At 64.6% G+C, this 26,233-nt stretch carries 26 protein-coding genes; 5 read left to right on the forward strand and 21 right to left on the reverse strand.

The features are described 5' to 3' along the window. Positions 1 to 313: 313 nt before the first annotated feature. The 3 genes from GJ672_RS04405 to GJ672_RS04415 all read left to right on the forward strand — a co-directional run bounded on the left by GJ672_RS04405 (position 314) and on the right by GJ672_RS04415 (position 3,451). Positions 314 to 1,273, forward strand: a complete 960-nt coding sequence (locus GJ672_RS04405; RefSeq protein ID WP_154296057.1) for a 2-hydroxyacid dehydrogenase — start codon at positions 314 to 316, stop codon at positions 1,271 to 1,273. A gap of 9 nt (positions 1,274 to 1,282) precedes the next feature. Next, the gene (locus tag GJ672_RS04410; RefSeq protein WP_154296058.1) at positions 1,283 to 2,023 is read left to right on the forward strand and encodes an SDR family oxidoreductase; all 741 of its coding nucleotides are present in this window, start codon (positions 1,283 to 1,285) and stop codon (positions 2,021 to 2,023) included. A gap of 222 nt (positions 2,024 to 2,245) precedes the next feature. Next, on the forward strand, positions 2,246 to 3,451 hold the full coding sequence (locus GJ672_RS04415; RefSeq protein WP_154296060.1) for a TraB/GumN family protein: 1,206 nt from the start codon (positions 2,246 to 2,248) through the stop codon (positions 3,449 to 3,451). On the opposite strand, the gene GJ672_RS04420 is transcribed toward GJ672_RS04415, so the two are convergent. The 13 genes from GJ672_RS04420 to GJ672_RS04480 all read right to left on the reverse strand — a co-directional run bounded on the left by GJ672_RS04420 (position 3,448) and on the right by GJ672_RS04480 (position 13,928). Further along, positions 3,448 to 4,236: a TatD family hydrolase gene (locus GJ672_RS04420; protein WP_154296061.1), complete on the reverse strand. Its 789-nt coding sequence runs from the start codon at positions 4,234 to 4,236 to the stop codon at positions 3,448 to 3,450. The genes GJ672_RS04415 and GJ672_RS04420 overlap by 4 nt on opposite strands. Further along, positions 4,236 to 5,234 carry a DNA polymerase III subunit delta' gene (gene holB / locus GJ672_RS04425; RefSeq protein WP_154296063.1) on the reverse strand — a complete coding sequence of 333 codons (999 nt, stop codon included), beginning with the start codon at positions 5,232 to 5,234 and terminating at the stop codon, positions 4,236 to 4,238. The genes GJ672_RS04420 and holB overlap by 1 nt, the downstream gene beginning before the upstream one ends. Next, entirely contained in the window at positions 5,227 to 5,853 is a 627-nt protein-coding gene (gene tmk, locus GJ672_RS04430; protein ID WP_154296065.1) for a dTMP kinase, read from the reverse strand. Before tmk ends, holB begins: the two co-directional genes overlap by 8 nt. Next, a complete protein-coding gene (gene mltG, locus GJ672_RS04435) occupies positions 5,850 to 6,878 on the reverse strand; it encodes an endolytic transglycosylase MltG (protein WP_154296067.1) in 1,029 nt (342 codons plus the stop codon). Before mltG ends, tmk begins: the two co-directional genes overlap by 4 nt. After that, on the reverse strand, positions 6,875 to 7,732 hold the full coding sequence (pabC, locus tag GJ672_RS04440) for an aminodeoxychorismate lyase (protein ID WP_195759559.1): 858 nt from the start codon (positions 7,730 to 7,732) through the stop codon (positions 6,875 to 6,877). Before pabC ends, mltG begins: the two co-directional genes overlap by 4 nt. Continuing rightward, on the reverse strand, positions 7,729 to 8,973 hold the full coding sequence (gene fabF, locus GJ672_RS04445; RefSeq protein ID WP_154296070.1) for a beta-ketoacyl-ACP synthase II: 1,245 nt from the start codon (positions 8,971 to 8,973) through the stop codon (positions 7,729 to 7,731). Before fabF ends, pabC begins: the two co-directional genes overlap by 4 nt. Positions 8,974 to 9,081: 108 nt before the next feature. After that, on the reverse strand, positions 9,082 to 9,321 hold the full coding sequence (gene acpP / locus GJ672_RS04450) for an acyl carrier protein (RefSeq protein WP_154296072.1): 240 nt from the start codon (positions 9,319 to 9,321) through the stop codon (positions 9,082 to 9,084). Positions 9,322 to 9,410: 89 nt separating this feature from the next. Then, positions 9,411 to 10,160 carry a 3-oxoacyl-ACP reductase FabG gene (gene fabG / locus GJ672_RS04455; protein ID WP_229381954.1) on the reverse strand — a complete coding sequence of 250 codons (750 nt, stop codon included), beginning with the start codon at positions 10,158 to 10,160 and terminating at the stop codon, positions 9,411 to 9,413. Next, on the reverse strand, positions 10,157 to 11,107 hold the full coding sequence (gene fabD, locus GJ672_RS04460; RefSeq protein WP_154296074.1) for an ACP S-malonyltransferase: 951 nt from the start codon (positions 11,105 to 11,107) through the stop codon (positions 10,157 to 10,159). The genes fabG and fabD overlap by 4 nt, the downstream gene beginning before the upstream one ends. An 11-nt stretch (positions 11,108 to 11,118) precedes the next feature. Beyond that, a complete protein-coding gene (locus GJ672_RS04465; protein ID WP_154296076.1) occupies positions 11,119 to 12,090 on the reverse strand; it encodes a beta-ketoacyl-ACP synthase III in 972 nt (323 codons plus the stop codon). Continuing rightward, entirely contained in the window at positions 12,087 to 13,115 is a 1,029-nt protein-coding gene (gene plsX / locus GJ672_RS04470; RefSeq protein ID WP_154296078.1) for a phosphate acyltransferase PlsX, read from the reverse strand. The genes GJ672_RS04465 and plsX overlap by 4 nt, the downstream gene beginning before the upstream one ends. 81 nt (positions 13,116 to 13,196) lie before the next feature. Further along, positions 13,197 to 13,376 carry a 50S ribosomal protein L32 gene (rpmF, locus tag GJ672_RS04475; protein ID WP_154296080.1) on the reverse strand — a complete coding sequence of 60 codons (180 nt, stop codon included), beginning with the start codon at positions 13,374 to 13,376 and terminating at the stop codon, positions 13,197 to 13,199. Positions 13,377 to 13,403: 27 nt separating this feature from the next. After that, positions 13,404 to 13,928, reverse strand: a complete 525-nt coding sequence (locus tag GJ672_RS04480; protein WP_154296082.1) for a DUF177 domain-containing protein — start codon at positions 13,926 to 13,928, stop codon at positions 13,404 to 13,406. A 122-nt stretch (positions 13,929 to 14,050) separates the two neighbouring features. Between GJ672_RS04480 and GJ672_RS04485 the strand changes: the two genes are divergently transcribed. Beyond that, on the forward strand, positions 14,051 to 14,629 hold the full coding sequence (locus GJ672_RS04485) for a nucleoside triphosphate pyrophosphatase (RefSeq protein ID WP_154296084.1): 579 nt from the start codon (positions 14,051 to 14,053) through the stop codon (positions 14,627 to 14,629). Between the two features lie 16 nt (positions 14,630 to 14,645). On the opposite strand, the gene GJ672_RS04490 is transcribed toward GJ672_RS04485, so the two are convergent. Both GJ672_RS04490 and GJ672_RS04495 read right to left on the reverse strand, forming a co-directional pair. After that, positions 14,646 to 15,590 (reverse strand): S49 family peptidase, encoded by a 945-nt coding sequence (locus tag GJ672_RS04490; protein WP_154296086.1) that lies wholly within the window; start codon positions 15,588 to 15,590, stop codon positions 14,646 to 14,648. Beyond that, positions 15,580 to 16,518 carry an RluA family pseudouridine synthase gene (locus GJ672_RS04495; RefSeq protein WP_195759560.1) on the reverse strand — a complete coding sequence of 313 codons (939 nt, stop codon included), beginning with the start codon at positions 16,516 to 16,518 and terminating at the stop codon, positions 15,580 to 15,582. Before GJ672_RS04495 ends, GJ672_RS04490 begins: the two co-directional genes overlap by 11 nt. Positions 16,519 to 16,903: 385 nt before the next feature. Between GJ672_RS04495 and rne the strand changes: the two genes are divergently transcribed. Next, the gene (gene rne, locus GJ672_RS04500) at positions 16,904 to 19,363 is read left to right on the forward strand and encodes a ribonuclease E (protein WP_154296090.1); all 2,460 of its coding nucleotides are present in this window, start codon (positions 16,904 to 16,906) and stop codon (positions 19,361 to 19,363) included. Here the strand turns inward: rne and kdsB are convergent. The 6 genes from kdsB to sfsA are packed head-to-tail and all read right to left on the reverse strand — an operon-like array spanning position 19,360 to position 26,188. After that, entirely contained in the window at positions 19,360 to 20,115 is a 756-nt protein-coding gene (gene kdsB, locus GJ672_RS04505; protein WP_154296091.1) for a 3-deoxy-manno-octulosonate cytidylyltransferase, read from the reverse strand. The two genes, rne and kdsB, sit on opposite strands and share 4 nt — an antisense overlap. Continuing rightward, complete coding sequence (gene lpxK / locus GJ672_RS04510) at positions 20,112 to 21,122, reverse strand: tetraacyldisaccharide 4'-kinase (protein WP_229381955.1); 1,011 nt, start codon at positions 21,120 to 21,122, stop codon at positions 20,112 to 20,114. The genes kdsB and lpxK overlap by 4 nt, the downstream gene beginning before the upstream one ends. A 34-nt stretch (positions 21,123 to 21,156) precedes the next feature. Beyond that, positions 21,157 to 23,511, reverse strand: coding sequence for a DNA internalization-related competence protein ComEC/Rec2 (locus tag GJ672_RS04515; RefSeq protein WP_154296093.1), 2,355 nt, complete (start codon positions 23,509 to 23,511; stop codon positions 21,157 to 21,159). Positions 23,512 to 23,557: 46 nt separating this feature from the next. Next, positions 23,558 to 24,247, reverse strand: a complete 690-nt coding sequence (lolD, locus tag GJ672_RS04520; protein WP_154296094.1) for a lipoprotein-releasing ABC transporter ATP-binding protein LolD — start codon at positions 24,245 to 24,247, stop codon at positions 23,558 to 23,560. Then, entirely contained in the window at positions 24,240 to 25,487 is a 1,248-nt protein-coding gene (locus tag GJ672_RS04525) for a lipoprotein-releasing ABC transporter permease subunit (RefSeq protein ID WP_154296095.1), read from the reverse strand. Before GJ672_RS04525 ends, lolD begins: the two co-directional genes overlap by 8 nt. Continuing rightward, positions 25,484 to 26,188, reverse strand: a complete 705-nt coding sequence (sfsA, locus tag GJ672_RS04530; RefSeq protein ID WP_229381956.1) for a DNA/RNA nuclease SfsA — start codon at positions 26,186 to 26,188, stop codon at positions 25,484 to 25,486. The genes GJ672_RS04525 and sfsA overlap by 4 nt, the downstream gene beginning before the upstream one ends. Positions 26,189 to 26,233: the final 45 nt, after the last annotated feature.

A 26,233-nucleotide genomic window follows, 5' to 3' on the forward strand; every position in this document is an offset into this window, starting at 1 on the left:
TATCCACAAAACCTGTGGATAAGTCTGTGGATGAAAAAAACTTCAGCGGTCGGGAACCCTTTGGTACCGGGGGTTGTCCTCAAATTGTTGATTATTTAACCAATGCCATAAAACGTTTGTAAACAGTAGTTTACCCGCCCTTTATAAGAATCCGCCTCGTCATATTCCTGCAACCTCTGACTTATCGCGCTCGCTCATTGTTCTCGGCAACTGTCAATGGCCCTTGTGCATAACAGCATGGTCCATTGGCGCTTCGTTGTGGTGCATTGCCTGAGTTAGGCTGTGACCTTGGAATTCATGGGGGAGCGAGCAAATGGCTGACGTCGTAATGCTGGATCGCGGCACACTGGATCTTGGGGACCTGGATCTGAGTGCACTGGAGGAGGGGAGTGCCGAGTTCATCAGCTACGAGCGAAGCTCCCGCGAAACAGTGATTGAGCGGGCGAAGGATGCCCGGATCATCATAACGAACAAGGTGGTGATAGACGCGGAGGTCATGGCGGCCTGCCCCCGGCTTGCGCTGATTTGCGTGGTTGCCACCGGCGTCAACAACATCGACACCGACTCGGCGGCGGCCCGGGGCGTTCAGGTGGTCAACTGTCGTGGCTATGGCACCGACTCCGTGGCTCAGCACGCCATAGGATTCATGCTAGCGCTCAGCACCGGCCTGGTGTCCTACGTCAACGCTGTCCGGAGCGGACGCTGGGAGCAGGCCCCGGACTTCTGTTTTCTCGACTTTCCGATCAGGGAGCTGGCAAGCATGAAGCTGCTGGTCGTGGGCTACGGAGAACTCGGTCGGGCAGTGGCTCGTCTGGCGGAAGCCCATGGAATGGAGATACTGATTGCGGAACGCCCAGGTGTCGAGTCGCCGCGAGAAGGGCGGGTCGCCTTCGATGAGGCTGTCGCCGAGGCGGATGTCATCACGCTGCACTGTCCCCTGAATGACCAGACCCGTCACCTCATCGATGAGGCGGTGTTGCTTCGGATGAAGCCCACCGCCTTTGTCATCAACACCGCCCGGGGCGGGATCGTTGATGAACAGGCGCTGGCGGATGCACTGCGTCGCGGTGAAATTGGCGGTGCTGGCATGGATGTGCTGACCGAAGAGCCCCCGCGCCAGGGCAATCCGTTGCTGCAACCGGACATCCCCAATCTGCTGGTGACCCCACATTCCGCCTGGGGGAGCCGCCGGGCCCGCCAGCGAATCGTCGAACAAACCGTAGAGAATATTAACGCCTGGGAGCAGGGCGACCCTGTGCGAATCGTGGTGTAAGGAGCAATCATGTCGACCGGATTGGTGGTGATTACCGGCGCCAGCAGTGGCATTGGACGGGCAATGGCGCAGCGGATGGCCAGCCAGGGTCAGACCGTGGTGGCCATCGGCCGGCGCGCTGTCCCGCTCGAGGCGTTGGCGGCAAGCGCTCCCGACATCGAGGCCTGTGTGGCCGATGTTGCCACGGAGGGCGGACAGGCGGCCATTGTCGCGGCCGTGAGCCAGCGCCCGGTGCGCTGGCTGATCCACAATGCGGGGGTGCTTGAGCCTGTTGGGCCGTTGCTCTCACAGGACGCTGCGGCCATTCGGGGCAGTCTGGCCATCAACCTGGAAGCCCCCATCGCGTTAACCCGCCAGTTGCTACCGGTCATGGAATCGGGCGGGCGGATCCTGCATGTCTCATCGGGTGCCGCCCACCGGGCTCTGGCCGGCTGGGGCGCTTATTGCATCAGCAAGGCCGGGCTTTACATGGCCTATGAGGTCTTGCGCCAGGAGCTGGATGGGACTGGCGTTGCCATCGGCACGCTCCGCCCGGGGGTTGTGGATACGCCCATGCAGACGCTGATTCGGGAGCAATCCATCGAGGATTTTCCGGCGGTGGAGCGGTTCCGGGCCCTGAAAAGCGCCGGGGAGCTGAGCGATCCGGTGGATGTGGCCGCTTTCATGGAGCAGGTACTGAGCCTGTCGGATACCGAGCACTTCAGTCGCGGGGAGTGGGACATCCGCGAACATTACCCTCTGAACGGGTAGTACCTGCCATGGCAGTCCTCTGAGTTCGTCCCAGTCTGCTCATTCAATTATTTAACATAATATATCTTATACGCAGTAGACCATGGGAAAAGAAGGGCGGAGAAAGCGTCAATCACGCCCTCCGCCCGGTCCCGATCTTCGAGGACGGAGCCAATGGGTGCGTTGGCTGGTCAATATTGGCTGCAGCACTGATAATGCAGCGTGTTCCCGGGAAAAGAGAATATGTCAGAGATCGAGAATACTCATCTGATCCGGCGGGTCGAGGCCGGCGAAACCACCTATGTCCTGCTGGGCACCGCCCACGTGTCACCAGCCAGTGTGGCTGACGTTCGCCGGGAAATAGCGACAGGCGACTATGATGCCGTCGCCGTTGAACTCTGTCAGAGCCGCTATCAGAGCCTGATGGATCCGGATGCCCTCGAGAAACTGGATCTCTTTCAGGTCCTGCGCAGCGGTCGCGCGGGTATGGTGATGGCGACACTGGCGCTGGGGGCCTATCAGCAGCGGCTCGCCCAGCAATTCGACATCCGCCCCGGCGAAGAGCTGAAAGCCGCCGTGGAAGGCGCACGCGGCCGCCACCTGCCGGTCTGGCTGGTGGATCGGGAAATCGGTACCACGCTCAAGCGGGTCTATCGCAGTGTGCCGTGGTGGCAGCGCTACTCGATATTTACTGGGTTGATTGCCAGTCTCCTCTCCCGCCAGAAAGTCACTGCCGAGGACATCGAGCGGCTCAAGGAAGGCGACATCCTCGAGTCCACCTTCAATGAATTCGCCGCGGAATCCCGGGCTATGTACCGGCCGTTGATTGAAGAACGTGATGAGTACATGGCGGCTCGCCTGCTGGAAGAGTCCGACGAGGCCACCGCGGGCCCGCCCCGGCGGGTCCTGGTGGTTGTGGGCGCGGGGCATCTGAATGGTCTCGAAGCCCACTTGCGTGAAGGCATTGATGATCCCGTGGAAACCCGCCAGGCGCTGGAGGAGATGCCGCCGCCGTCACGCTGGCCGCGATTGATTCCGTGGGCGGTGGTGGCGGTGATCCTGACCGGTTTCGCCATTGGCTTCAGCCGAAGCCCGCAATTGGGCTTTCAGTTGGTTGGCGATTGGGTGCTCATCAACGGCACCTTGTGTGCCCTCGGGGTGGCCCTCGCGCGGGCGCACCCGCTCACCATCGCCGGTTCGTTTGTGGCCGCCCCGCTCACGTCACTGAATCCGACGGTGGGTGCAGGCATGGTGGCCGGCGCCATCGAAGTGATGATGCGCCGGCCGCGGGTGGCGGATTTTCGCGAATTGCGGGATGCCGTGGCCCACTGGAGCGGCTGGTGGCATAACCGGGTCGCTCGGACCCTGCTGGTGTTCCTTTTCGCCGGTATCGGTTCCGGCATCGGCACCTATCTAGCGGGGTTCCGCATTTTGGGGCGGCTGGTTTAGAACGGCGCTGACCTGACCGATTCGCCCGCCCGCGGGAAGCAGGCAAAGAAGTTCTCGGCGGTTTGCTGGGCCACCGCCGCCGAGGAAAGCGAGCGGATTTCGGCGAGTTTATCGACCACGGTGCTGACCCAGGCGGGCCGGTTTTCCTGGCCGCGATGGGGCACCGGGGCCAGATAGGGGCAGTCGGTCTCCACCAGTAGCCGGTCCATGGGCAGTGCGGCGGCGGTCTCCCGCAGGGCATCGGCGGCCCGGAATGTCAGGATCCCGGAGAGCGACAGATAGAACCCCAACTCCAGAAATCCCCGGGCGGTGGCCAGGTCTTCAACAAAGCAGTGAATTACGCCGCCGACTTCATCGGCGCGCTCGTCCTGGAGCAGTCGCAGGGTGTCCGCCGGGGCCATACGACTGTGGACGATAATCGGCAGACCCGCCAGCCGGGCGGCGGCGATGTGCCGACGGAACCGCTCTTTCTGCCACCCATAGTCTCCGGGCCCATCCCCGTAGTCGAGGCCCGTCTCGCCGATGGCGACCACCCCCGGGTGATTGGCCTGACGGGCAAGCTGTTCCGCTGCTGGGTCCTCTCCGCTACCGCAGGGGTGGACCCCGACGGAGGTGAAAACCGCCGCGTGGCGCTCGCTAAAGGCCAACAGATTCGGGGTTTCCTCGAAGGCGACAGAAACATTAAGGAAATAATCCACGCCGGCCCGTTGGGCTTCTCTCAGAGCCTCGTCGGCGCTTTCCGGGCGTTTCAGCAGATGGAAGTGGCAGTGGGAGTCAACAATCATTAATCGTCCGTAACCTCCTGGATTGCAGAAGAATTGCGCCAGAGGAGAAACAGTGCTTCGGCGGACAGTTCGCGGCTGAGGGGCTGTTCGGAGGCAGCCCGCAACCGATTGAGCCGACCGGCCAGAGCGTGCAAGGCAGCCGGCGGTAGCCGTTTGGCAATGGCGGTGATGGCCGGTTGGGCACCGGGGGTGGCCGATCCGGCCTGGGCCCGAGCCACCCGGAGTGTGATTCGTTGCATCATGACCGCGAGGGGCCGCGCCCCCGTCTCCCGCCAGTCCGCCGCCGTGGCGGTGGCGTCCACTCGACCGCTCACAATCCCGGCCAGAGCCGTCAATAGGGCCTGGTCCTGATCCACGGCCTGGTGCTCCGCCAATTGCCGGGCCAGGAACGGCGCCCCGCCTGCCAGGTCCAGAACCTCCGCCGCGTTGGCGATGCCCTGGGTCTTCAGCCACTGAAGCGACTCGGCCCGGGGTGGCACGCCCAGCCGGAAGATCTGGCAGCGGCTGCGAATGGTTGCGGGTAACCGGGAGGGCTGGTGACTCACCAGAAGCAGGCACACACTGGCGGGCGGCTCCTCCAGGGTCTTTAACAGGGCGTTGGCCGCGGACCGGTTCATGGCCTCCGCCGGTAACAGGCGAGCTACCCGGTATCCACTGTACTGGCTGGTGCGCTGACTGAAATCCACCAGCTGGCGGATAGCCTCGATTTTGAGGATGCCGCTGCCGCCCTCCTCGGGTACCAGCAGCCGGGCGTCCGGATGACTGCCGGCGTGTCGCAGGTGGCAGCCCCGACAATGACCACAGGGCTCCGTGGCGCCCGGCGTCTCGCAGAGCAGCTGGGCGGCCATCAGGTGGGACAGTGTTGTTTTGCCAATGCCGGCCGGACCCGCGAGCAGGATGGCATGGGGCACGCGGCCATCGACGACGGTCTGGATAAACCGCTGCCAGGCCTGACGCTGCCAAGGCAGCGGGCCGGAGCGCGTGGCCTCCTCAGTCATTGAAGTGGCGCTCCAGGACCGCTTCGATTCCAGCGGTGACCGTTGCCAGGTCAGCGCTGGCGTCAATGCGCCGGATACGCTGGGGCGCCTCGGCGGTCAACTGCGCGTACCCCTGACGCACGGCCTCGAAAAAGACCGCTTTCTCGGACTCGAACCGATCCGGGCGACTGCGTCCGTTGGCGCGTCTCAGTCCCAGCTCCACCGGCACATCCAGCCACAGGGTCAGATCCGGTTCCAGCCCGGGATGAGTCCACTGCGCGAGGACTTTGATCTGATCCATCCCGAGTTGCCGCCCTGCCCCCTGATAAGCGCTGCTCGCGTCACTGAACCGGTCGCAAACGACCCATTGTCCCGTCGCCAGGGCCGGTTCGATCAGCGTGCGGAGATGCTCTGCCCTCGCGGCGAACATCAGCAGTGCCTCGGTCTCCGGGGCCATGCCGCCCTGCCGATGGGCTAGCAAAAGGCTCCGGATCTCTTCCCCGAGAGGCGTTCCGCCGGGCTCCCGGGTAACGACGACGTCATGGCCCTTGCCCTTCAGCCATTGCCGGATGCGGGCGATCGCGGTGGATTTGCCCGCACCTTCAATGCCCTCAACGGTGATGAAGCCTCCGGATTTCATGGCTCGTCCAGCCCCAGCTGATAGCGTCGCACGGCCTGGCGGTGCTCATCATAGGTGGCGGAAAAGTGGTGGGTTCCGTCGCCCCGGGACACAAAGAACAGCGCATCACCTGGCAGCGGGTCAACCGCGGCGTGGATGGATGCCCGTCCCGCCATGGCGATGGGCGTTGGTGGCAGGCCGTGACGGGTGTACGTGTTGAATGGCGTGTCCTCCCGCAGATCCCGGGTTCGGAGGCGGCCATCGAAGCGATCGCCGAGGCCGTAAATCACCGTCGGGTCGGTCTGCAGCCGCATGCCCTGCTCCAGGCGACGAACAAATACCCCGGCAATGCGGCGGCGCTCTTCCGGCGCGGCGGTCTCCTTTTCGATAATGGAGGCGAGAATCAGGGCCTCATCCGGCTCATCCAGCGGAAGTTGGCCCACCCGCTGCTCCCAGGCTCGGGTCAACTCGCGCTCCAGAGCGCGGTTTGCGCGTCGCAGGATATCGATATCCCGGGTGCCCCGCGCAAACTGGTAGGTCTCCGGCAGGAAGCGTCCCTCGGCGGCCACTTCATCACGATCAATCGCGGCCATGATCTCGGACTCGGTGGCGTCGGCGGGGAGCGTCGGCGTCACCGCCGGATGCAGTCCGAGTTGCTCCCAGAGCGTGCCGAAGGTCCAGCCTTCGATAATAGTGAACTGATACTGAATCACTTGGCCGCGGGCCATCCGACGGACCAGTTCGGCGACGGTCAGTCCGGGTTCGAGCGCATATTCGCCCGGCTGGATCCGGTCGGCGTAGCCGTGCCAGCGGGCATGGAGCCGCAGGCGGGTGCTGTCGGTCACCAGATCCCGCTGCACCAGCTGATTGGCCACCGCGGCAAAGCTCTGACCAGGTCGGACCTCCACCGGCGCTGGTTCCACAGTCGCCTCCTCGATCATCGAGCGATTCTCGATCTCGTGGATCCCACTCCAGAGCCAATAGCCGGCACCCGCCACCACTGCGATGATCGCCAGGCCTGCTGCAAGCAACACGGGTCGAATCATGGTGTCCCGAGAACCTCCGGTGACAGGGCCAGCCGTTCTTCATTAACGATCGCCTGCAGCTCGCGAACCCGATCAGGCCAGCGGGCGTCGCGGCCATCGATGGAGCGAACGGGCCAGACGCCAATCAGGCTGTTGCAGAGCATTACGCCGAGACTGGAATCGACGCTCCTCGAAGCAATGAACCGGTGCTCGTGGCGGATACCCCGGACGATGGCCCGATCCAGTAGTGCCGCCTGCATGATGCCATCCACGCCCGCATTGCGGGTATCCGGGACAATCAGCTTATCTCCGTCATCGATAATCAGGTTGGAGGCGGTGGCCTCCACCAGGCGGCCGTCCGGTGTGGTCATCAGACCTTCAGCGACCTCCGGATCGGTCCACTCCGCCCGCGCCAGCACCTGTTCCAGGCGGTTGAGATGCTTAATGCCGGCGAGACGCGGCTGAACCGCCAGGTGCGTGGCACAATGCCGGACCTTGACGCCGTCCCGCCACCAGGCGGCGGGACGGGCCGGCGCTTCCGAGACCTCGACGATGCGATTGACCGCAGGTGACGCGGGCGGTTGGTAACCGCGCCCACCCGGCCCCCGGGTGCAGGTCAGTCGCAGCAGTCCGAACCGGGGCAGTGACAGCTGGCCGATATCGGCCAGGAATGTGGGTCTGGATGGCGCGTCAAAGCCGAGACGAAGACAGCCGTTTTCGAGACGTTCCAGATGCGGTTCAAGGAGCGCGGGGGCGCCATCGACAATGGCCAGGGTTTCGAAGACCCCATCGCCGTACCGCAGCCCTCGATCACCCGGGTCCAGCGCGGCGCCGGCCTCGCCATTGATCAATCGCTGCGTGCCGGGGTTGCTCACGCTTCCAGGGCGCGGAATATCACCGTGCCGTTGGTGCCCCCGAAACCGAAGGAGTTGGACAGTGCCGCACGGATCCGTCCGTCCCGGGCCTCGTTGGCCACAAAGTCCATCACCAGGTCATCATCGGGATTTTCCAGGTTGATGGTCGGTGGCAGCACGCTATCCCGCATGGCCATCAGCGTGAACACCGCTTCGACGCCCCCGGCGGCGCCCAGCAGATGTCCGGTCATTGACTTGGTGGAGCTCATTGCCAGCTGTCGGGAATGATCCCCAAAGCTGCTCTGGACGGCGAACACCTCGGCCCGATCTCCGGCCGGCGTCGAGGTGCCGTGGGCATTGATGTAATCGATGTCCTCAGGGTTCATGCCGGCGTCCTGCAGCGCCAGGCTCATGCAGCGTGAGGCCCCTTCCCCGCTTTCCGCAGGCAGGGTCATGTGGTGGGCATCGCCACTCATTCCGAATCCGGCAACTTCGGCGTAGATATCGGCACCGCGCTGGCGGGCATGCTCGAACTCTTCCAGTATCAGGACGCCGGCCCCGTCACTGAGGACGAATCCGTCCCGGTCCTGGTCCCAGGGCCGGCTGGCAGCGGTGGGATCGTCGTTGCGGCTGGAGAGCGCCCGCGCCGCGGCGAATCCCCCCAATCCGGTGGGGGTGGTGCCGAACTCAGCTCCGCCGGCAATCATCACATCCGCGTCGCCGTAGGCAATCAGTCGCGCACTCTGGCCAATGTTGTGCGTGGCCGTGGTGCAGGCGGTCACGGTGGCCAGGTTGGGTCCTTTGGCCCCGAGCAGAATGGAGAGATTGCCCGACACCATGTTGATAATGGCGCTGGGAATGAAAAACGGAGTAATGCGTCTCGGCCCGGCATTAAGGCAGGTCTTGTGGCCTTCCTCAATGGAATGAATGCCGCCGATACCGGAGCCCACCGATAGCCCCACGCGCTCAGCGTTGTCCTCACCAATGGTTAAACCCGCGTCGGCCAGCGCGTCCACGGCGGCGGCAATGCCGTAGTGGATAAACGGGTCCATTTTGCGAGCGTCCTTTCGGCTGAGATATTCCGTGATATCGAAATCACGGATTTCACCGCCGAATCGGACGGGAAAAGCCTCGGTATCGAACCGTGTGATGGGTCCGATGCCACTGCGGCCCTCCCGAATGGCTTCCCAGGCGCCGGCCACCGTGTTCCCCACCGGTGAGACGATTCCCAGGCCGGTGATGACTACCCGTCTTCCGTTCAAGTGCTCACCCTCACCGGATTCGACCACCAGACAAAAACCGGGCCGGACAAAGCCGGCCCCGAGGTTGCTCGCCTGACGTGCCGGCAGTCCGGCTCGTCTATAACGCGATCACTGTTCCAGATGGCGATTGATGTAGTCGATCGCCTGCTGAACCGTCGTAATTTTCTCAGCTTCTTCGTCAGGAATTTCGCACTCGAATTCCTCTTCAAGCGCCATTACCAGCTCCACCGTGTCCAGGGAGTCGGCACCGAGATCGTCGACGAAGGAAGCTTCGGCATTGACCTCTTCTTCCTTCACCCCCAGTTGCTCCACGACGATCTTCTTGACGCGTTCCTCGATACTGCTCATCTCGCTCCTACCTCTCGGTTTACGGAATTGGGCCGGGCCCGAATGCGCCCGTATTCTAGGGAATCCTCTTGCAATCTGCCAGCGGTGAATCAGGGCATCAACAATCCGCCATTCACACTGAGGGTCTCACCGGTGATAAAGCCGGCCGCCGGCGACGCCAGAAAGCAGACGGCGGCGGCAATGTCCTCCGGCGTGCCGAGGCGCTGCAGCGGCGTCTGCGCCATCAGCGCGTCCCGTTGGGCGGCTTCCAGCTCGTCGGTCATGTCAGTGGCGATAAACCCCGGGGCGATGGCGTTGACGGTGATGTTGCGGCTGCCCACCTCGCGGGCCAGTGATCGGGTCAGCCCCAGCAGACCGGCCTTGGCGGCTGCATAGTTGGTCTGGCCGGCATTGCCCATCAGGCCGATCACCGAGCCGATGTTGATGATCCGGCCGCCACGGGCTTTCATCATGCCCCGGAGAACGGACCGACTGACCCGGAAAACCGCACTCAGGTTGGTGTCGATCACCTGGTCCCAGTCGTCGTCGGCCATGCGCATGGCCAGACCATCCCGGGTGATGCCGGCGTTGTTCACCAGAATGCCGGGCGCACCCTCGCTTTTGGTGATGTCGGCGACCAGGCTGTCCACCGCGCCCCGATCCGTAACGTCCAGCGCGACCCCCCGACCGTTCAGGCCGGCTTCGGTGAACTGGCTGGTGATTCGTTCGGCGCCATGGGGGGTGGTGGCCGTGCCGATGAGCGTGGCACCGCACTCGGCCAAACCGTGTGCGACGGCGGCACCGATGCCCCGGCTCGCGCCGGTCACCAGCGCAACGGATCCCTGCATGTCCAGATTCATGGTTCCTCCAGTGAATTCAGCGCCGATGCCAGCGTATCAGCGTCGTAGATGGCCTGTGAGTTGATGCGACGGTCGATCCGCCGGTTGAGGCCGGCCAGTACCCGACCCGGGCCGCACTCAACTGCCTGCTCGGCCCCGCGCCGGACCAGTGCCTGAACGCATTCCGTCCAGCGGACCGGGGAGCGGACCTGATCCACCAGCCGCTGGCGGATTGCTTCGGCGGAGTCACTCACCTGGACATCCACGTTGTGGACCACCGGCACGGCGGGCATCTCGATATTGATCCGGGTCAGTCGCTCGGCGAGTTTTTCAGCGGCAGGTTCCATTAGCGAACTGTGCGCCGGGACACTCATCGGCAGATGGACCGCGCGCTTGGCGCCGGCGGCTTTTGCCGCTTCCAGTGCCGCGTCTACCGCCTGCCGATGACCGGCGATCACCACCTGACCCGGCGCATTGAAGTTCACCGGCTCAACGACTCCGTCAGCGGTGGCCGTGGCACACACCGACTGGATGGCGTCGTCGTCCAGACCCAGCACTGCAGCGATGCCGCCCTCACCTTCCGGCACCGCTTCCTGCATGAACCGGCCGCGGTCACGGACCAGTTCCACGGCGGTGGGAAAATCCAGGGACTCGGCGCACACCAGGGCGGTATATTCCCCCAAGCTATGTCCGGCCATGAAACCGGGCCACGGGCCGCCGCCCTCCTGCCAGGCTCGCCAGACGGCTACGCCGGCGGTGAGCATCAGAGGCTGCGTGTGGTCGGTGCGGTTCATTAGGGATTCTGGCCCTTCGGAGGCCAGTTTCCAGAGATCTTCCCCCATGGCCGCCGAGGCCTCGATGAAGGTTTTCTGCACCACCGCGTGGCGCTCGGCGAGATCCCCCAGCATGCCGATGGACTGGGATCCCTGACCCGGGAAAAGAAATGCAAGATCAGCTCGTGCGGTCATGATGACTCCGGTCAGTAGCGCACCAGCGCGGATCCCCAGGTGAATCCGGCGCCGAACGCTTCGAGAAGGAGAAGGTCACCCCGCTGGATGCGGCCGTCCCTCACGGCAGTGTCCAGTGCCAGGGGGATGGACGCGGCGGAGGTATTGCCATGCCGCTCAACGGTGCTGACCATCCGGTCCACCGACAGCCCCAGCTGGCGAGCCGTGGCGGTCATGATGCGGATGTTGGCCTGATGGGGAACCAGCCAGTCCACGTCGCTGCGATCCAGGCTATTCGCCGCCAGAGTTTCGTCCACGAGGGCGCCCAGGGTACGGACCGCGACACGAAAGACTTCATTGCCACGCATGCTGACGGTTCCAGTGTCGCCGTTGAGTGCGTCGTATCCCTGCCCGACGCCCCAGGGAACGTTCAGCAGGGGCTCCTGACGGCCGTCGGCGTGCAGGTGACTGGACAGCACTCCGGGCTGCTCGGATTGCTCCAGGACCACGGCGCCGGCCCCGTCCCCGAACAGCACACAGGTGCTTCGGTCCGTCCAGTCCAGAATTCGTGAAAAGACTTCTGCGCCGACCACCAGAGCGCGACGGGCGCCACCGGTGGCGATGAACCGGGTGGCCGTGTCCAGGCCGTAGACGAATCCCGAACAGGCCGCTGCCATGTCAAAGGCCGGGGGTCCGCCATGAATGCCCAGGCGCTCAAGGAGTCGGCAGGCGGTGCTGGGAAAGACCTGATCCGGTGTCGATGTGGCCACAATGACCAGGTCGATGTCCTCCGGCATCAGACCGGCCGCTTCAATGGCCCGGCGGGCCGCCTGTTCGGCAAGATCCGTACAGCATTCCGAGGGATCCGCAATGTGGCGCTCAATGATGCCGGTGCGCTCACGAATCCACTGATCAGAGGTGTCCACCAGGGATTCAAGCTCGGCATTGGTCATGGCTCGGGCGGGGAGATAGCTGCCGGTGCCAGCGATACGGGCATGGCTCACAGCCGGTTCTCCCCGTGCAACAGGGCACTCAGGCGCTCGTCAATGCGGTCCGGAATGCGCTCCCTCGCCTCCAGCACGCCGGTTTCAATGGCCTGCTCAAAAGCCGTCTGATCGGCGCTGCCGTGGCTTTTTACCACCACGCCTCGCAGTCCCAGCAGACTGGCGCCGTTGTAGCGGCGATGGTCCATTCGCCGCCGCAGTGAGCGCAGCACCGGCAGAGCCACCAGCCCGGCCAGGCGGGTGAACGGGCTTCGCCGGAACTCCTCGCGCAGATAGTCGGAGATCATGGCAGCTACGCCCTCACTGCTTTTCAGGGCCACATTGCCCGTGAAGCCATCGCAGACCACGACGTCCGCCACATTGCGAAACATCCGGTCGCCTTCAACGTAGCCGATGTAGTTGAGGTCGCTGTTCTGGGCCATTTGTGCGGCCTGCTTGACCTGGTCGTTGCCCTTGATTTCTTCTTCGCCCAGATTCAGCAGCCCGACCCGAGGGCGATCGCTATCCCCGCTCGCCTCAACCAGGACGGCGCCCATGACCGCGAACTGGAACAGGTGTTCGGCGGTGCAATCAATGTTGGCTCCCAGGTCGAGCATCCGGAAATGCCCGTCGCGGCAGGGAATGGTGGTGCAGATCGCCGGACGATCGATGCCCGGCAGGGTTTTCAGGACATATCGGGCAGTGGCCATCAGCGCGCCGGTGTTTCCCGCGCTGATGCAGGCGTCGGCGTCGCCATTCTTGACCAGATCAATGGCCACCCGCATGGATGAGTCTTTCTTGAACCGCAGCGCCTGGGAGGGTGCCTCGTCCATGTCCACTACCTGAGTGGCAGTCTGGACCCGGAGTCGGTCCCGATTCTCATCCGGACAGGTTCTCAGAGCCGACTCGATGGCGGCCGACTCCCCCACCAGGATGAGTTCCAGTGCCGGATGCCGATCGAGAACGGCCAGCGCGGCGGGTACGGTCACGGTGGGCCCGTGGTCCCCGCCCATGGCATCGATGGTGAGCCTGCAACGATCGGTCATCAGCGCTGGATTATCCTGCCCATAAATAAACGGCCGCTCCCGCCGATGCCGGAGCGGCCTCCCCGGAAACCCCGGGTGAGTTTACTCGTCGTCGCCGGAGGTCACCTTGCGGCCACGATAGTAGCCGTCCGCGGAGATGTGATGCCGTCGGTGGGTTTCACCGGTGGTGGGCTCGGTGCTCAGGGTCGGTCCCTTCAGCGCGTCGTGACTGCGGCGCATGCCCCGGCGGGACGGCGTTTTACGCGATTTCTGTACGGCCATGTCGAATCCTGCCAATTGGTTGAATGTTTAATCGTCCGAGTCCCGGTTCCGGGACCGGAGTGACTCCAGTACCGAAAACGGAGAAACCTTGTCCGTCGGCGCGGCCTCGGGCCCGAATGATCGGTGTCCGCCATCGCACTGTTCATCCTCGTGCCGCGGGACCACGGGCAGTGCCAGCATCAGCTCGTCTTCGAGCAATTCCCGCAGGTCCAGACGCCCACCAGCAAGCTGAATCTCTTCGATGGCCTCACCGGCGTTGTCCGTGTGGGTCAGCGCCGCGACCCCCCTACCCTCGAACTCTACCTCAATTTCGGTCTCGAAGGGTTTCAGGCAGCGCTCGCAGACCGGATCCACGCCCGCCCGAGCTCGCCCCTGAATCAGGGGCGGCCCGTAGTCCCGGATGATCCGGACCTCGGCCTCCGCCCAGGCCACTCGATGCACCGCCTCTGACAGCCGCCCCAGCCACTCGCCGGGAATCCGGCCTGACCAATGCCATTCCCCCGCGCCCAGGGCGTCGAGGTCGATTTCAGGCGGCAGCCCCGCGGTATTCATAGCCCGCGAATGATAGGGAGGGCGCCGAAGCCTGTCAAAACGGCGCGGATGCCGTTGCTGCCGGTTAGGGAAGCGATGACAATTGGCGTACCGACACCGGGCTGTTGAATACGGAGTGATCCATGCCTGCCCTGATTCTGGCCTCCTCTTCCCCGTACCGCGCCGAGCTCCTGGCTCGGCTCGGAGTGCCCTTTGAGCAGCAAAGTCCCGATATCGATGAAACCCGGCGACCGGACGAACCCGCTGAAGACTACGTGTGCCGATTGGCTCGGGAAAAAGCGGCCGCCATCGCCGAGGGCCGGCCGGATGCCATTGTGATTGGCTCTGACCAATGCAGCGAATTTCGGGGTGAGATTCTTGGCAAACCCCACACCGAGGACCGTGCCATCGAGCAACTGATGCAGGCATCGGGTCAGGCCGTCACCCTCTGGACGGCGCTGGCCGTGCATGACCCGGCAAATGGGCGGATCCGTGTCGAGCAGGTGCCCACCGTGGTGCAGTTTCGGCGGCTTCAGCGGGAGGCCATCCGTCGGTATGTCTCCACAGAAAAGCCCCTGGACTGCGCCGGGGCGTTTCGGGCCGAGGGCCTGGGTATCGCACTGTTCGAGCGAATTCAGGGAGACGACCCTAACGCGCTGATTGGCCTTCCATTAATTGCGCTCGTTCGACTGCTCTCTCAGGTGGGCATGACACTCCCCTGACCCTCCCCTGACCCGATCAGGTCTGCCAACCGGGCTGCTGCATCTGTATCCAGACCCGGGCGGCGGCGCCCCCCATGCGCTCGAACACCCGCTCCAGCAGGTTCCGCGGGGGCGTGTAGTCAACCCGTCGTTCGGCACCAATCACGGTGGTGGCGACGCTCTGGGGTGTCCCCAGCGCATCCGCCAGGCCAAGTTCAATGCCGTGGCGGCCGGTCCAGATCCGCCCGGAGAAAATCGCATCGTTTTCCTCGGTCAGGCGATCACCCCGCCCCTCGCGCACGGCAGCGATGAACTGCGCATGAATGTCATCGAGCATGGTCTGAAGGTGCTCGACGGCCTCGGGGTCAGGCGCTTCGAAGGGGTCCAGCGCGGACTTGGCATCGCCGGCGGCATAAGTCCGCCGTTCGATGCCCAGTCGGTCGATGGCATCCGTGAATCCGAAGCCTCGGCTGATGACGCCGATGGAGCCCACCACCGTGGCGCCGTCCACGTGGATCCCATCGGCGGCCGCGGCGACGTAGTAGGCGCCGGAGGCCAGGCTGTCACCCGCCACCACGTGAACCGGCATGTCCGGGTTGGCGGCCCGAAGCGCCACGATGCCCTGGTAGATTCGGCTCGACTCCACCGGGGAGCCGCCCGGGCTGTTGATTTCCAGCATGACACCCAGGGCGTTTTCCGCCTCGAAGGCCCGCTGCAGGCCAGCCAGGACGCGGTCGGCACTGGCTGCACTATCGGCCATGATCGGCCCTTCGACCTTGACCACGGCGGTATGGGGACCCACCGCGCGATCTTCCGCCAGCCCGAGCAGCGGCCGCGTCGAGAAAAACAGCAACGCGAACAGGTACAGCAGGACGAGCAGCTTGAAGAAGATTCCCCAGCGCCGGGCCCGGCGCCGCTCGCGAATTCCCTCGAGAGCGATTTCCCGAAGGCTCTCTCTTGCCCAGTTGTCGTCATCCTGCATGGTTCAGTTGCTCCGTTAATGTCTGCAGGGCGGCCGGGAGCGGCGCCCATATGTTAATGGGTCCCGTGGAGTCCAGATCGAACCGGATCGACTCCGCATGGAGAAAAAGCCGTTTCAGGCCCAGATTCCGTAACGCCTGGTCCCGGTTCCGGTCACCGTATCGCTCATCCATGGCGATGGGATGATCGATGTGGGCGGCGTGCGCCCGGATCTGGTGCATCCGCCCGGTTCTGGGAACGGCCTGGACCAGGCTCCAGCCCCTGTACGACTCTTTTTGAATGAAATCGGTTCGCGCGGGCTGACCCTCGGGATGAACCACCATGATGCGTTCGCCGCCCTTTCCGGTCTGCGCCCTTAGCGGCGCATCCACTCGGCGGCGGACTGCCTCGAGGTGACCGGCCACCAGCGCCAGGTAACGTTTTTCTACCGTCCCTTTCCGGAACGCCTCGTGAAGCTCCCGGAGTGTGGAGCGCCTTTTGGCGATCACCAGGCAGCCGCTTGTGCCCCGGTCGAGGCGGTGAGCCAGATCCAGCAGCTGGCAGTCCGGGCGCAGCTGCCGGAGGCTTTCGATGACGCCATAGGCGATGCCTGAGCCGCCATGGACGGCGAGTCCCGCCGGTTTGTCTATCACCAGCAGTCGTTTGTCCTCATGGAGGATGCGAGTCTCAAGATCGGCGAGCACCCGGTCCGATGGCGAAACCGATTCGGACTCGATCCGCCTCACCGGCGGGATGCGGATTTCGTCACCCGCCTGCAGCCGGTGGGTGGGTTTGACCCGTCCGCTGTTCACTCGCACCTCGCCACGACGCAACAGGCGATAAATCCGGGTGCGAGGCACACCCTTCAATATCCGCAGCAGGTAATTGTCGATCCGTTGTCCGGCGAGTTCCGCCGGCACGGTTTCCTTGCGAACCTGGCTCAATGTCATCTCCGCCTGCATCGGTGGGCAAGGGTGCCACATTGCCCCCGGGAGGGCATTTTGGACGGTGGCCCTGGCAAATGCTATTCTCCGCCGGCGAGATGGAGCCGGCGCCATGCTTTTCAGCACCGGCTGGCCCACTCGGCAGAATGCTTTCGAGAGGCGGGCAAATCCGTCTCTCCCGACAACAATTCATCAACCAGACAGAGCGCCTGCCCCGGCGCCCGCGAGCCAACCCTCATGACGGGTCCCATTGTCCTGCGAATCAGTCCTCTCCCGATGCCGACCCATGGCACGGGCGTGCTGTTGACGCTTGCCGCTTCTGCGCGGCACAGCGCCGGCACGCGGATCTCGCTGGCGTGTCTCAGGGGCAGTCGCCGGAGATCCATTCGGCATGAAAAGAATGCTTGTCAACGCCACGCAGCCCGAAGAGCTGCGCGTGGCCCTGGTCGACGGTCAGTTCCTTTATGACCTTGACATAGAGACACCGGCGCGGGAGCGCAAGAAAGCCAACATCTACAAGGGGCGGATTACCCGGGTCGAGCCCAGCCTCGAGGCCGCTTTTGTCAACTATGGCGCCGAACGCCATGGTTTCCTGCCCTTCAAGGAAATCAGCCGCGAATATTTCCAGGGCAGCGATGACGCCGACCCGGGCAAGGTTTCCATCGGCGATGTCATCAAGGAAGGCCAGGAAGTGGTCGTCCAGGTCGAAAAGGAAGAACGCGGCAACAAGGGCGCCGCGCTCACCACGTTCATCAGCCTGGCCGGTCGTTATCTTGTCCTGATGCCCAACAACCCGCGGGCCGGCGGGGTCTCCCGTCGGATCGAGGGCTCCGAGCGGAACGAAATCCGTGATGCCCTGCGGGAGCTCAACACCCCCGAGGGCATGGGGCTGATTGTCCGCACCGCCGGTGTTGGCCGAAATGTCGAAGAGCTGCAATGGGATCTGGACTACCTCCTGAATCTCTGGAGCGCCGTCAGCAAGGCAGCCACCACCCGAGCCGCGCCATTCCTGATTTATCAAGAGAGCAACGTCATTATTCGTGCGCTCCGGGATTACCTGCGCTCGGACATCGGCGAAATTCTGATCGACGACCGCGAAGTCTATGAGCGCGCCCGGGAGTTTGTGCAGCAGGTCATGCCGCACAACCTGCAAAAGCTCAAGTTTTATGACGATCGGGTTCCCCTGTTCAGTCGCTATCAGATTGAAAGCCAGATCGAGTCGGCGTTTCAGCGCGAAGTTCGGCTCCCCAGCGGTGGGGTCCTGGTGATTGATCATACCGAGGCGCTGATTTCCATCGATATCAACTCGGCCCGGGCCACCAAAGGCTCGGACATCGAAGAGACCGCCCTCAAGACCAACCTGGAAGCCGCCGACGAGATCGCCCGGCAGTTCCGTCTTCGGGATCTGGGCGGTCTCATCGTCATCGACTTCATCGACATGGGGCCGAATCGTAATCAGCGGGATGTAGAGAACCGGCTGCGGGACGCGGTCAAGCAGGACCGTGCGCGGGTTCAGCTCGGGCGGATTTCCCGTTTCGGCCTGCTGGAGCTTTCCCGCCAGCGGCTGCGTTCCTCGCTGGGCGAATCCACCGTTGAGGTCTGCAGCCGTTGTGGTGGCGAAGGCACCATCCGCAATGTCGAGTCGATCGCGCTCTCTGTGCTTCGGATCATTGAAGAAGAAGCCATGAAAGACAAAACCGGGAAAGTGCTGGCGCAGCTGCCGGTGGATGTGGCGACCTTCCTGCTCAACGAAAAACGGGCCGTGATTGCCGAGCTGGAAAGTCGCAATGGCATCGAGGTCATTCTGATTCCCAATATTCACGTGCAGACCCCGCACTACGAGTTGCAGCGTCTGCGGGGCGACGAGGAGCCGGAAGCCGCTACCAGCTATCGGATGGCTCAGAAAGAGGCGCCCGCCAGCAAGGCCGAGGAGCTGCTGACGGCGGATCGCCCTCGAGCCGAGGAACCCGCGGTCAAGGGCGTGACGCCGAGCACACCGGCACCGGCTCGCCCGGAACCCGCGAAACCTTCCCGGCGGGATAACGGCGCCGAAAAGGCCAGTGCGCCGACATCGGCGCCCGCCGAAACCACGGCTCAGGGGCCGGGCCTGCTGGGCTGGTTGAAGCGGCTGGTGGCCGGCGCTGAGAATGAGGCGCCCGCCTCTGAAGCGGACCGCCGGAAAACCCCGTCCGAGCCGGAAACCCAGCGATCCGAGTCGGAACCCACTGGAGATGACACGAATAAGGATAGCCGTTCCGGCAGTGGCCGGCGTCGGCGCGGTCAGGGAGACGGTGGCCGTCGGGGCACGGGTGAGCGTGGTGGCCGTCAGCGCCGCGGAGGCCGCGGTGGCGCTGCCGGCGATGGCAGCCCGAAAACCCCGGAAAAGTCCGCAGCGAAATCGTCAGGCGCTGATGAGGAACCCGCGAAGGTGACGGGGTCTGGCGACGAGAGTGCCGCGGCGGAGTCCGCCCCCAAACCGGCGGACGAGCAGACCGAGGGTAAACCGTCCGGACGGAGTCGTCGTGGCCGTCGCGGTGGTCGCCGCCGCCGGCGTGGTGGTGGCAATGGTGCCACCGCTGCCGAGGGGAGCGAGTCCACGTCAACATCCACCAACGGTGAGGAAGCCGCTCCAACGCCCGCCAACGGCGCGGATACCGCCGCGACCCCGGCGCCCGAATCGCCGCCAGCCGAGTCTGGCGTCGTCACTCAGCGAAAAACCCGGTCTTCGGGTCAGACTGCCCCCGCCGAGAAGGATCCGAGACGCTGGTCGGGGCGGCCGAGGATTCCGGCCGGCGGCGCCCAGGCGAGCGGCAGCGAAACCGAGACCGAAAAGGCGTCCGGGGAGAGCTAGGCGCCCCGGGCGATTTGTGTCTCCGCAGCGATCAGATCCGCGGAGGTATCGATGCCGTGGCCGGGTTCGGTCATGGCATCCGCCACCTGAATCCACTCCCCCGCCGCCAGCATTCTGAGCTGCTCCAATTGCTCGAGTTGTTCGAAGACACTCGGCGCGAGTTGCTGATAACGTTGCAGAAAACCAGCGCGATAGGCGTAGAGCCCGAGGTGGCGTCGGGCGCAGGTCAGCAATGTCTTCGTGTCCCCACTGCGATCCCACGGGATGGGCGCTCGACTGAAGTACAGCGCACGGCCCTGGCGGTCGGTGATGAGCTTGACGGTGTGCGGGTCATGCATCGTGTCAATGTCCGTGATCGGTGCGGCCAACGTTGCCACGGCGGCGGCGCCCTGTGCCGCCAGCGTCTCTGCCACCTGTTTGATCAGTGCTGGCGGCATCAGTGGTTCGTCGCCCTGCAGGTTGACGACGATGGCGTTGGTGTCGAATGAGGACTTTGCCGCCACTTCCGCCAGGCGGTCGGTACCGCTGGGATGGTCGGTCGCCGTCATGCAGACCTCGCCCTGAAACCCTTCCACCGCCTCGGCGATCCGCGGATCATCCGTGGCAACGATGACGCGAGTGGCCCCGCTCCGAATGGCCTTCTCCCAGACGTGAGCAATCACCGGTCTGCCGCCGAGTTTCAGGAGTGGTTTGCCCGGTAGCCGCGTTGATCCATAGCGGGCCGGGATGACGACAACGAATTCGGTACTCATGGGACTCCTTGACCCGCGGGTTTGTGGGTAATGCGCCCCAGCAGCCGGGTGAGCCGGCGCTGAGTGGGCTCGTCCGGTGAAGCGTAAACCGGCAGGATCCAGCTGTTGGTGAGCGGGAATCCGTGGCACTTCACCGCGTCTTTTTCGGTCATGATCAGCGGTTGGCCGTTGGTTGCAAATTCCAGATCCGCAGGCTGGAAGCCGTGATGGTCGGCAAAGGCATGGCGCGTCACCCGAAATCCCAACGACTCCAGCGTGGTGAAGAACCGCTCCGGATGGCCAATGCCCGCCACCGCATGCACGGTCTGGCCGGGCTGAGGTGGCGATTGTGTTGCCGAAGTCGGCGTCAGTGGCAGCAAATCGGCGGGCCGGAGTTCGAACTCGCCGTCTGCCCCGGGCCAGCCGCTGCCATTCGCGAGGATCAGGTCGACGGTCTGGAGGCGGGCCGGTGGCTCCCGCAAGGGGCCGGCGGGCAGGCAATGCCCGTTACCCAACCCGCGCCGGGCATCAACCACCGCAATCTCTCCGTCCCGGCCTAGCGGATAGTGCTGGAGACCATCGTCGCTGATCACCAGGTCCACATCACCCCGATCCAGCAGAGCCTTGCCGGCGGCCGGCCGATCCCGACCGATCACCACCGGGCAGTGGGTGCGCCGGGCAATCAATACGGCCTCGTCCCCGACCTCCCGGGGGTCGGACTGCGGCGAGACGGCTTCGGGACCTGGCCGCCGTCCGCCGTGGCCCCGGAGGATCACTCCAGGCCGATGGCCGAGGGAATGGGCCTTTTCCACCAGCCAGATGACCAGTGGCGTCTTGCCGGTACCGCCAACGGTCAGGTTGCCCACCACGAGAACGGGAGCGGGTAATCGCCCCTCGGCGTAGGGGTTGCGGCGGTAATAACCCCGTCGGGCCGCGACCGCCATTCGATAGACCCCCTCCAGAGGAGTCAGCAGCGGCACGGGCCATCCGCCCTGCTCCCAGAAGCGTGGAGAGCCCCTGGCGGTCACGGCGAGTTCCGGTGCCGTGGAAGTGGGTAATGAGTCAGCAAGAATCCTTTTCCCTGGTGGCTGTCGGCATCCCGAGTGACGCTGGATCATAAGGGATATTCGGATCCGGCCGGAAGTCGGGCCGCCGCGAGCCGGCATTGAGCAGCCGCGCCCGGCGGAAGCGCTCCCCCCGCTGAATGGCGAAACCCTCGGGAGTCAGTTGGGCCTGAATCGCCCCTTTCAGGCCCAGGTGGTGGACGGTTGCGCCTCGGCACTGCAGGGCGGTCATGGTGTTCAGGCTTTGATCGTCGTCTTGCCGGGGGTAGCCGGCAGAGATAATTCCGTGGGCCGAGTTCGCCAGGTTCATCAATCGTTCGGTGATCTCCGGGGCGCGGCCGTGATGGGGAACCTCCATAATGTCCGCAGCAAGGGGCGCACGGTGGTGAAGAAATCCCTGATCACTTTCCCGCAACCCGCCGGCGAAAAGAATGCGTCCGCCGCCGGTCTCCACGCTCAGAAGACAATAAGACGCCCCGCCGGGTGCCGGCGATCCGTAACCCGGACTGATGAACCGAAAGCGCACCCCATCGGCGGTCCACTCCCGCGGACTGCGGCAGGAAGCGGCGAAGGACACCGCCCCGAAGCCGGGCGGTGCATGCACCCGACCCAGGGAAAATTGCTCCCGCAGCGCAATGGAACCGCCCCGGTGCGCTGAATCATCCCGGGTGATCACCAGGTGATCAATGGTGTCGATGCCCCGTTCCTGCAAGTAAGGGATCAGGGTGAGATCCGCCGCCGACCGACCGCCGGACCAGCCGGGGCCGGTGTCCACCACGGTGACCGTGGATTGCGTCTGAATCACCGCAGCACTGCCCGCTCCGACCTCGAGCCAGGTAATGGAGGCCTTTCCCGGAGCGGGGACTTCGGTCTTGCCCAACAATAGCGGCACCAGCAGTGGCGCCATCAGCCAGCGCCCCGGGGTGCCGGCAGGCAGGAGATACAGCGAGACCGCCGTCAGCGCGGCCATCATCACGGCCAGCGTCGGCGGTGCAACCGTCTGGAAATCCAGGCCCAGGTCCACCAATCCCCGGCCCAGGCTCAGTAGCCCATCGATGGCCCTGGCGAGGGCGGTCAGCAACCATTGCGCGGGCACCGGAGCGATGGGCGTCAGGGCGGCACCGATGAGCGCCGCTGGCACGATCAGCATCGAAAAGACCGGGATGACCAACAGATTGGCGATCAGTCCACCGGGGCTCCAGCCCCCGAAGAATGCCGCGGTCAATGGCGCCAGACCGAGGGTCAAGCCCACCTGAATACGAATCAGTCCACCGATCATGGACTCCGTGCCAGTGCGGGCGAGGCACAGAATCAGCGCCACCGCGGTGAATGAAAGCCAGAAGCCGGGCGCCAGTGCGGCGGCAGGATCCAGGGTCAACACCAGCAGCGCGGCCACCAGCAGGCCCCTGGACGGCGACACCCGCCGAGCCAGCAGGGAGGCCATGGCCACCACACCGAACATGATCAGCGCCCGCTGGGTGGGAATGGAGAAACCGGCCAGGGCCGCATACCCGGCGGCCGCCACCGCCCCGGCGACGGTGGCCGTGAAATGCCTGGGCCCCGGCAGTGGCGCACCCCGCCAGAGCAGACGCCCCCCGAGCAGGCCCAGCCCAGCTACCAGCCCGATATGCAGCCCTGAGATCGCCACCAAGTGAGTCGTCCCCGTGGCGCGCAATGTCTCCCAGGTGGCATCGCTGAATGCGCGACGATCCCCGGTGATCAACCCTCTCAGCACCGCCGCCCCCTGACTGTCTCCGGCCATGTCCGCGATTCGGCCGGACAGTGCCGCGCGCCGATGGTGAAGCCCCTGGGGCGGAGCCAGTCGCCGAGCCGTGTGCGGGTCGATTCGGTAGCCGGTGGCATCAACATGGCGGGTCGCAAGCCAGCGCTCATAGTCAAAGCCCACCGGGTTCATGAAGCCCCGGGGACGCTGGATGCGAAGCCGCATCCGCCACTTTTCGCCGGCCCTGACCCGCATGCCGCGGTCGTGGATCGACACCCGGATATGGCGCGGCTGGGGGCCAATCGCTGGCTCCATGGCATGGACTCGCAGGCGAAAGCGCTGTCGCCCACGCTCGGTTTCCGGCAGATCCACCACGGTGCCGGTCACCACGCGATCGGTGCCGGCGGTCATGTCGGGTCGCTGATCCAGCACCCATCCCTGCCAGGCCAGCGCGAATAAAACACCGGCAGCCAGCCCGGCGATGAGCGTGCCAGCGCCACCGGCAGCCAGCAGAGGCAGCGCTACGAAAAGCGGCAGGGTCCACACCAGCAGCCGCTCCGGCAACAGCATCGCCAGCAGGATGCCGGCCAGAAGCATGGCAATCAGCGCAGACGAACGGGATGCAAACACGTGCGGACATCCTGGGTCATCAGGGGTCCGACGCTAGCAGAGCCAATTAGACGTTGATGAGCGCGCCGTCGGCGAGTTGCAGCCGTCGGTCCATCTGTCCGGCGACTTCCAGGTCGTGGGTGACCAGCACGACACTGGTGCCGTACTCCCGATTCAGGGACGCGAATAGCGCCATGACCGCCTGAGCCGTCTGGCGATCCAGGTTGCCCGTGGGCTCGTCCGCCAGCAGACAGGCCGGGGTGGTCACCAGGGCGCGGGCAATGGCCACCCGCTGTCGCTCCCCACCGGACAGCTCCGCCGGGCGATGTTCGCTGCGGTGAGAGAGATCCACCCGGGCCAGCATGGCTCTGGCCGCTGATTTGGCGTCTGTCGGACTCTCGCCGCGAATGAACAGCGGCATGGCGACGTTCTCGAGCGCAGTGAACTCACCCAGCAGGTGATGGAACTGATACACGAACCCCAGCGCCCGGTTGCGAAGCCTGCCCCGAGCCACCGCACCCAGCCGGCTTATGGGCTCACCAGCGATATCGATCTGCCCGGTATCGGCGTTCTCAAGCCCGCCGAGCAGGTGGAGTAATGTGCTTTTGCCGGAACCCGAGCGACCGAGGATGGCCACCTGCTCCCCCGGCGCCACCTGCAGATTGAGTCCCTCCAGGACGTTGACGCTGAGCCCGCCCTCCCGGAAGCCCTTGTTCACGTCGCGGCAGTCGATGACCGGCGGACTGGTCTCATTCATGCCGCAGGGCCTCCGCCGGTTCCGTTCGCGCCGCCCGCCAGGCCGGATAGAGCGTGGCGATCAGGCTAAGCCCGATGGCGGCGGTGGTGATGCGCCAGACGTCTTCCATCCTCAGGTCCGAGGGCAGGTCACTGATCCAGTAAATGTCTCCGCTGATGAATTCCACCCCCAGCAGCCCCTCGATCGCTGGCACGATGGATTCCACGTTCAGGGCCAGCGCCACGCCTCCGGCGACCCCGATTAATGTGCCGATGATTCCCAGTAGAGAGCCCTGGATGATGAATATTCCCATGATGGTGCGGGGACGGGCACCGAGGGTGCGGAGGATGGCAATGTCCGCCTGCTTGTCCTGAACCGCCATCACCAGCGTGGAGACGATGTTGAAGGCGGCCACCGCGACAATGAGCATCAGGATGATGAACATCACGGTCTTCTCCATGGCCACCGCCCGAAAGAAACTCTGGTGCTCCATGGTCCAGTCGCTGACCCGGTAGTTGCCCGGTAGTGAACGGGCGATATCCCGAACCCGTTGCGGCGCCATCATGAGATCCGTGAACTCAAGCCGGATCCCGCTTACTCCCTCCTCCATGCGCAACAGGCGCTGAGCATCCTGGAGGTGGATGAGCGCGAGGGAGCCGTCGTACTGCGCCATGTCGACATCGAAAATGCCGCCCACCTCAAACCGGCGCATTCGCGGAATCACCCCCGCCGCGGAGGCCCGGACCTCGGGAGTGATGGCATTGACCGAATCGCCAACGCCGACGCCGAGTTCAGCCGCCAGCCGATGGCCGAGTACAATCCGCCAGGCGCCGGGTTCCAGCTGCTCCATGGAACCCTGAACAACACTGTCGGCGACCCGCGACACCGACCTCTCCAGGGCTGGATCCACCCCCCTGAGGAGGCTGCCGGTGACCGCGCTGCCGCGGCTGAGCATGATTTCACCGCGAATGAAGGGCGCGGCGCCCACCACGTCCTGCCGCTCAGTCAGCTCCGGCAGCAGTTCAGGCCAGTTGCCGAGGCTGCCCTCAAAGTCCTGCACCGTGGCGTGGGAGACCATGCCCAGGATCCGGTCCCGCAACTCTTTTTCGAATCCGTTCATGACCGACAATACGGTAATCAGGGCGGTCACACCGATGGCGATCCCCAGCATGGAGCTTGCGGAAATGAAGGAAACAAATCCGTTGCGGCGGCGGGCCCGGGTGTAGCGGAGGCCGACGAAAAGCGGCAGGGGTCGAATCACGTCTCCACCTCGACCCGCCGATCGATATGAATGCCCTTGTCGCCCGGGCAGGCCCCCAGTCCAATGACCGTGACACCGGCCGCCATGGCGCGTCGCAGGGCCTGCCCATAGGCCGGATCGATCTGATCGGCCGGACGGATCACCCGGACATCACTGCGTTGCGCACAGAACACCAGCATGGCTGGAAGCCCCTCCTCTGCCAGGGACTGAAGAACCTCCAGATGGCGAACGCCCCGGCTGCTGACGGCATCCGGGAAAACCGCGACTCCGGACTCAACTGCGGCGGTGACATTTTTAACCTCAATGAAGCGCCCGTCCCCCTCCAGGCGAAAGTCGGCGCGCATGGGCCGATCGGGCACGGTGACTTCAGCTCGAGCCGGGCCATGACCCGCGGTTTCCGGCATCAACTCGGGGTCGTCCAGCACCTCGGCCACCAGCCGATTGGTCCGTCCGGTGTGGATGCCAACGCGCAAATCCCCGGCCACCGCCACCTGTTCCCAGGTGTGGGCATACTTGCGCCCGGGTCGATCGGAGTGCGACAGCCAGACGCGCATGCCCGGATCAGCACAACCGAGCATGGATCCGGTGTTCGGGCAGTGAGCGGTAATGGCTTCTCCGGAGTCCAGCACCACATCGGCCAGGAAACGCTTGTAGCGCCTTGTCAGAACGCCGCTGAGCAGCGGGGTGTCATAATTCATCATTCCAGTTTACCGGGGCCAGCGGGCCCGATCACCCCGTTTCTCCCG

It is taken from the genome of Spiribacter sp. 2438, from assembly GCF_009676705.1.
GTDB lineage: Bacteria > Pseudomonadota > Gammaproteobacteria > Nitrococcales > Nitrococcaceae > Spiribacter.

Bases quoted from the DNA above. Each gene is read 5' to 3' on its own strand.
- sfsA (WP_229381956.1), bottom strand. From the start codon at position 26,188: ATGATGAATTATGACACCCCGCTGCTCAGCGGCGTTCTGACAAGGCGC.
- GJ672_RS04420 (WP_154296061.1), bottom strand. From the start codon at position 4,236: ATGATTGTTGACTCCCACTGCCACTTCCATCTGCTGAAACGCCCGGAA.
- rpmF (WP_154296080.1), bottom strand. From the start codon at position 13,376: ATGGCCGTACAGAAATCGCGTAAAACGCCGTCCCGCCGGGGCATGCGC.
- GJ672_RS04485 (WP_154296084.1), top strand. From the start codon at position 14,051: ATGCCTGCCCTGATTCTGGCCTCCTCTTCCCCGTACCGCGCCGAGCTC.
- kdsB (WP_154296091.1), bottom strand. From the start codon at position 20,115: ATGAGTACCGAATTCGTTGTCGTCATCCCGGCCCGCTATGGATCAACG.
- GJ672_RS04495 (WP_195759560.1), bottom strand. From the start codon at position 16,518: ATGACATTGAGCCAGGTTCGCAAGGAAACCGTGCCGGCGGAACTCGCC.
- GJ672_RS04410 (WP_154296058.1), top strand. From the start codon at position 1,283: ATGTCGACCGGATTGGTGGTGATTACCGGCGCCAGCAGTGGCATTGGA.
- GJ672_RS04405 (WP_154296057.1), top strand. From the start codon at position 314: ATGGCTGACGTCGTAATGCTGGATCGCGGCACACTGGATCTTGGGGAC.
- GJ672_RS04480 (WP_154296082.1), bottom strand. From the start codon at position 13,928: ATGAATACCGCGGGGCTGCCGCCTGAAATCGACCTCGACGCCCTGGGC.
- rne (WP_154296090.1), top strand. From the start codon at position 16,904: ATGAAAAGAATGCTTGTCAACGCCACGCAGCCCGAAGAGCTGCGCGTG.
- tmk (WP_154296065.1), bottom strand. From the start codon at position 5,853: ATGAAATCCGGAGGCTTCATCACCGTTGAGGGCATTGAAGGTGCGGGC.
- plsX (WP_154296078.1), bottom strand. From the start codon at position 13,115: ATGACCGATCGTTGCAGGCTCACCATCGATGCCATGGGCGGGGACCAC.
- fabG (WP_229381954.1), bottom strand. From the start codon at position 10,160: ATGAATCTGGACATGCAGGGATCCGTTGCGCTGGTGACCGGCGCGAGC.
- fabD (WP_154296074.1), bottom strand. From the start codon at position 11,107: ATGACCGCACGAGCTGATCTTGCATTTCTTTTCCCGGGTCAGGGATCC.
- GJ672_RS04490 (WP_154296086.1), bottom strand. From the start codon at position 15,590: ATGCAGGATGACGACAACTGGGCAAGAGAGAGCCTTCGGGAAATCGCT.
- acpP (WP_154296072.1), bottom strand. From the start codon at position 9,321: ATGAGCAGTATCGAGGAACGCGTCAAGAAGATCGTCGTGGAGCAACTG.
- lolD (WP_154296094.1), bottom strand. From the start codon at position 24,247: ATGAATGAGACCAGTCCGCCGGTCATCGACTGCCGCGACGTGAACAAG.
- mltG (WP_154296067.1), bottom strand. From the start codon at position 6,878: ATGATTCGACCCGTGTTGCTTGCAGCAGGCCTGGCGATCATCGCAGTG.
- GJ672_RS04415 (WP_154296060.1), top strand. From the start codon at position 2,246: ATGTCAGAGATCGAGAATACTCATCTGATCCGGCGGGTCGAGGCCGGC.
- holB (WP_154296063.1), bottom strand. From the start codon at position 5,234: ATGACTGAGGAGGCCACGCGCTCCGGCCCGCTGCCTTGGCAGCGTCAG.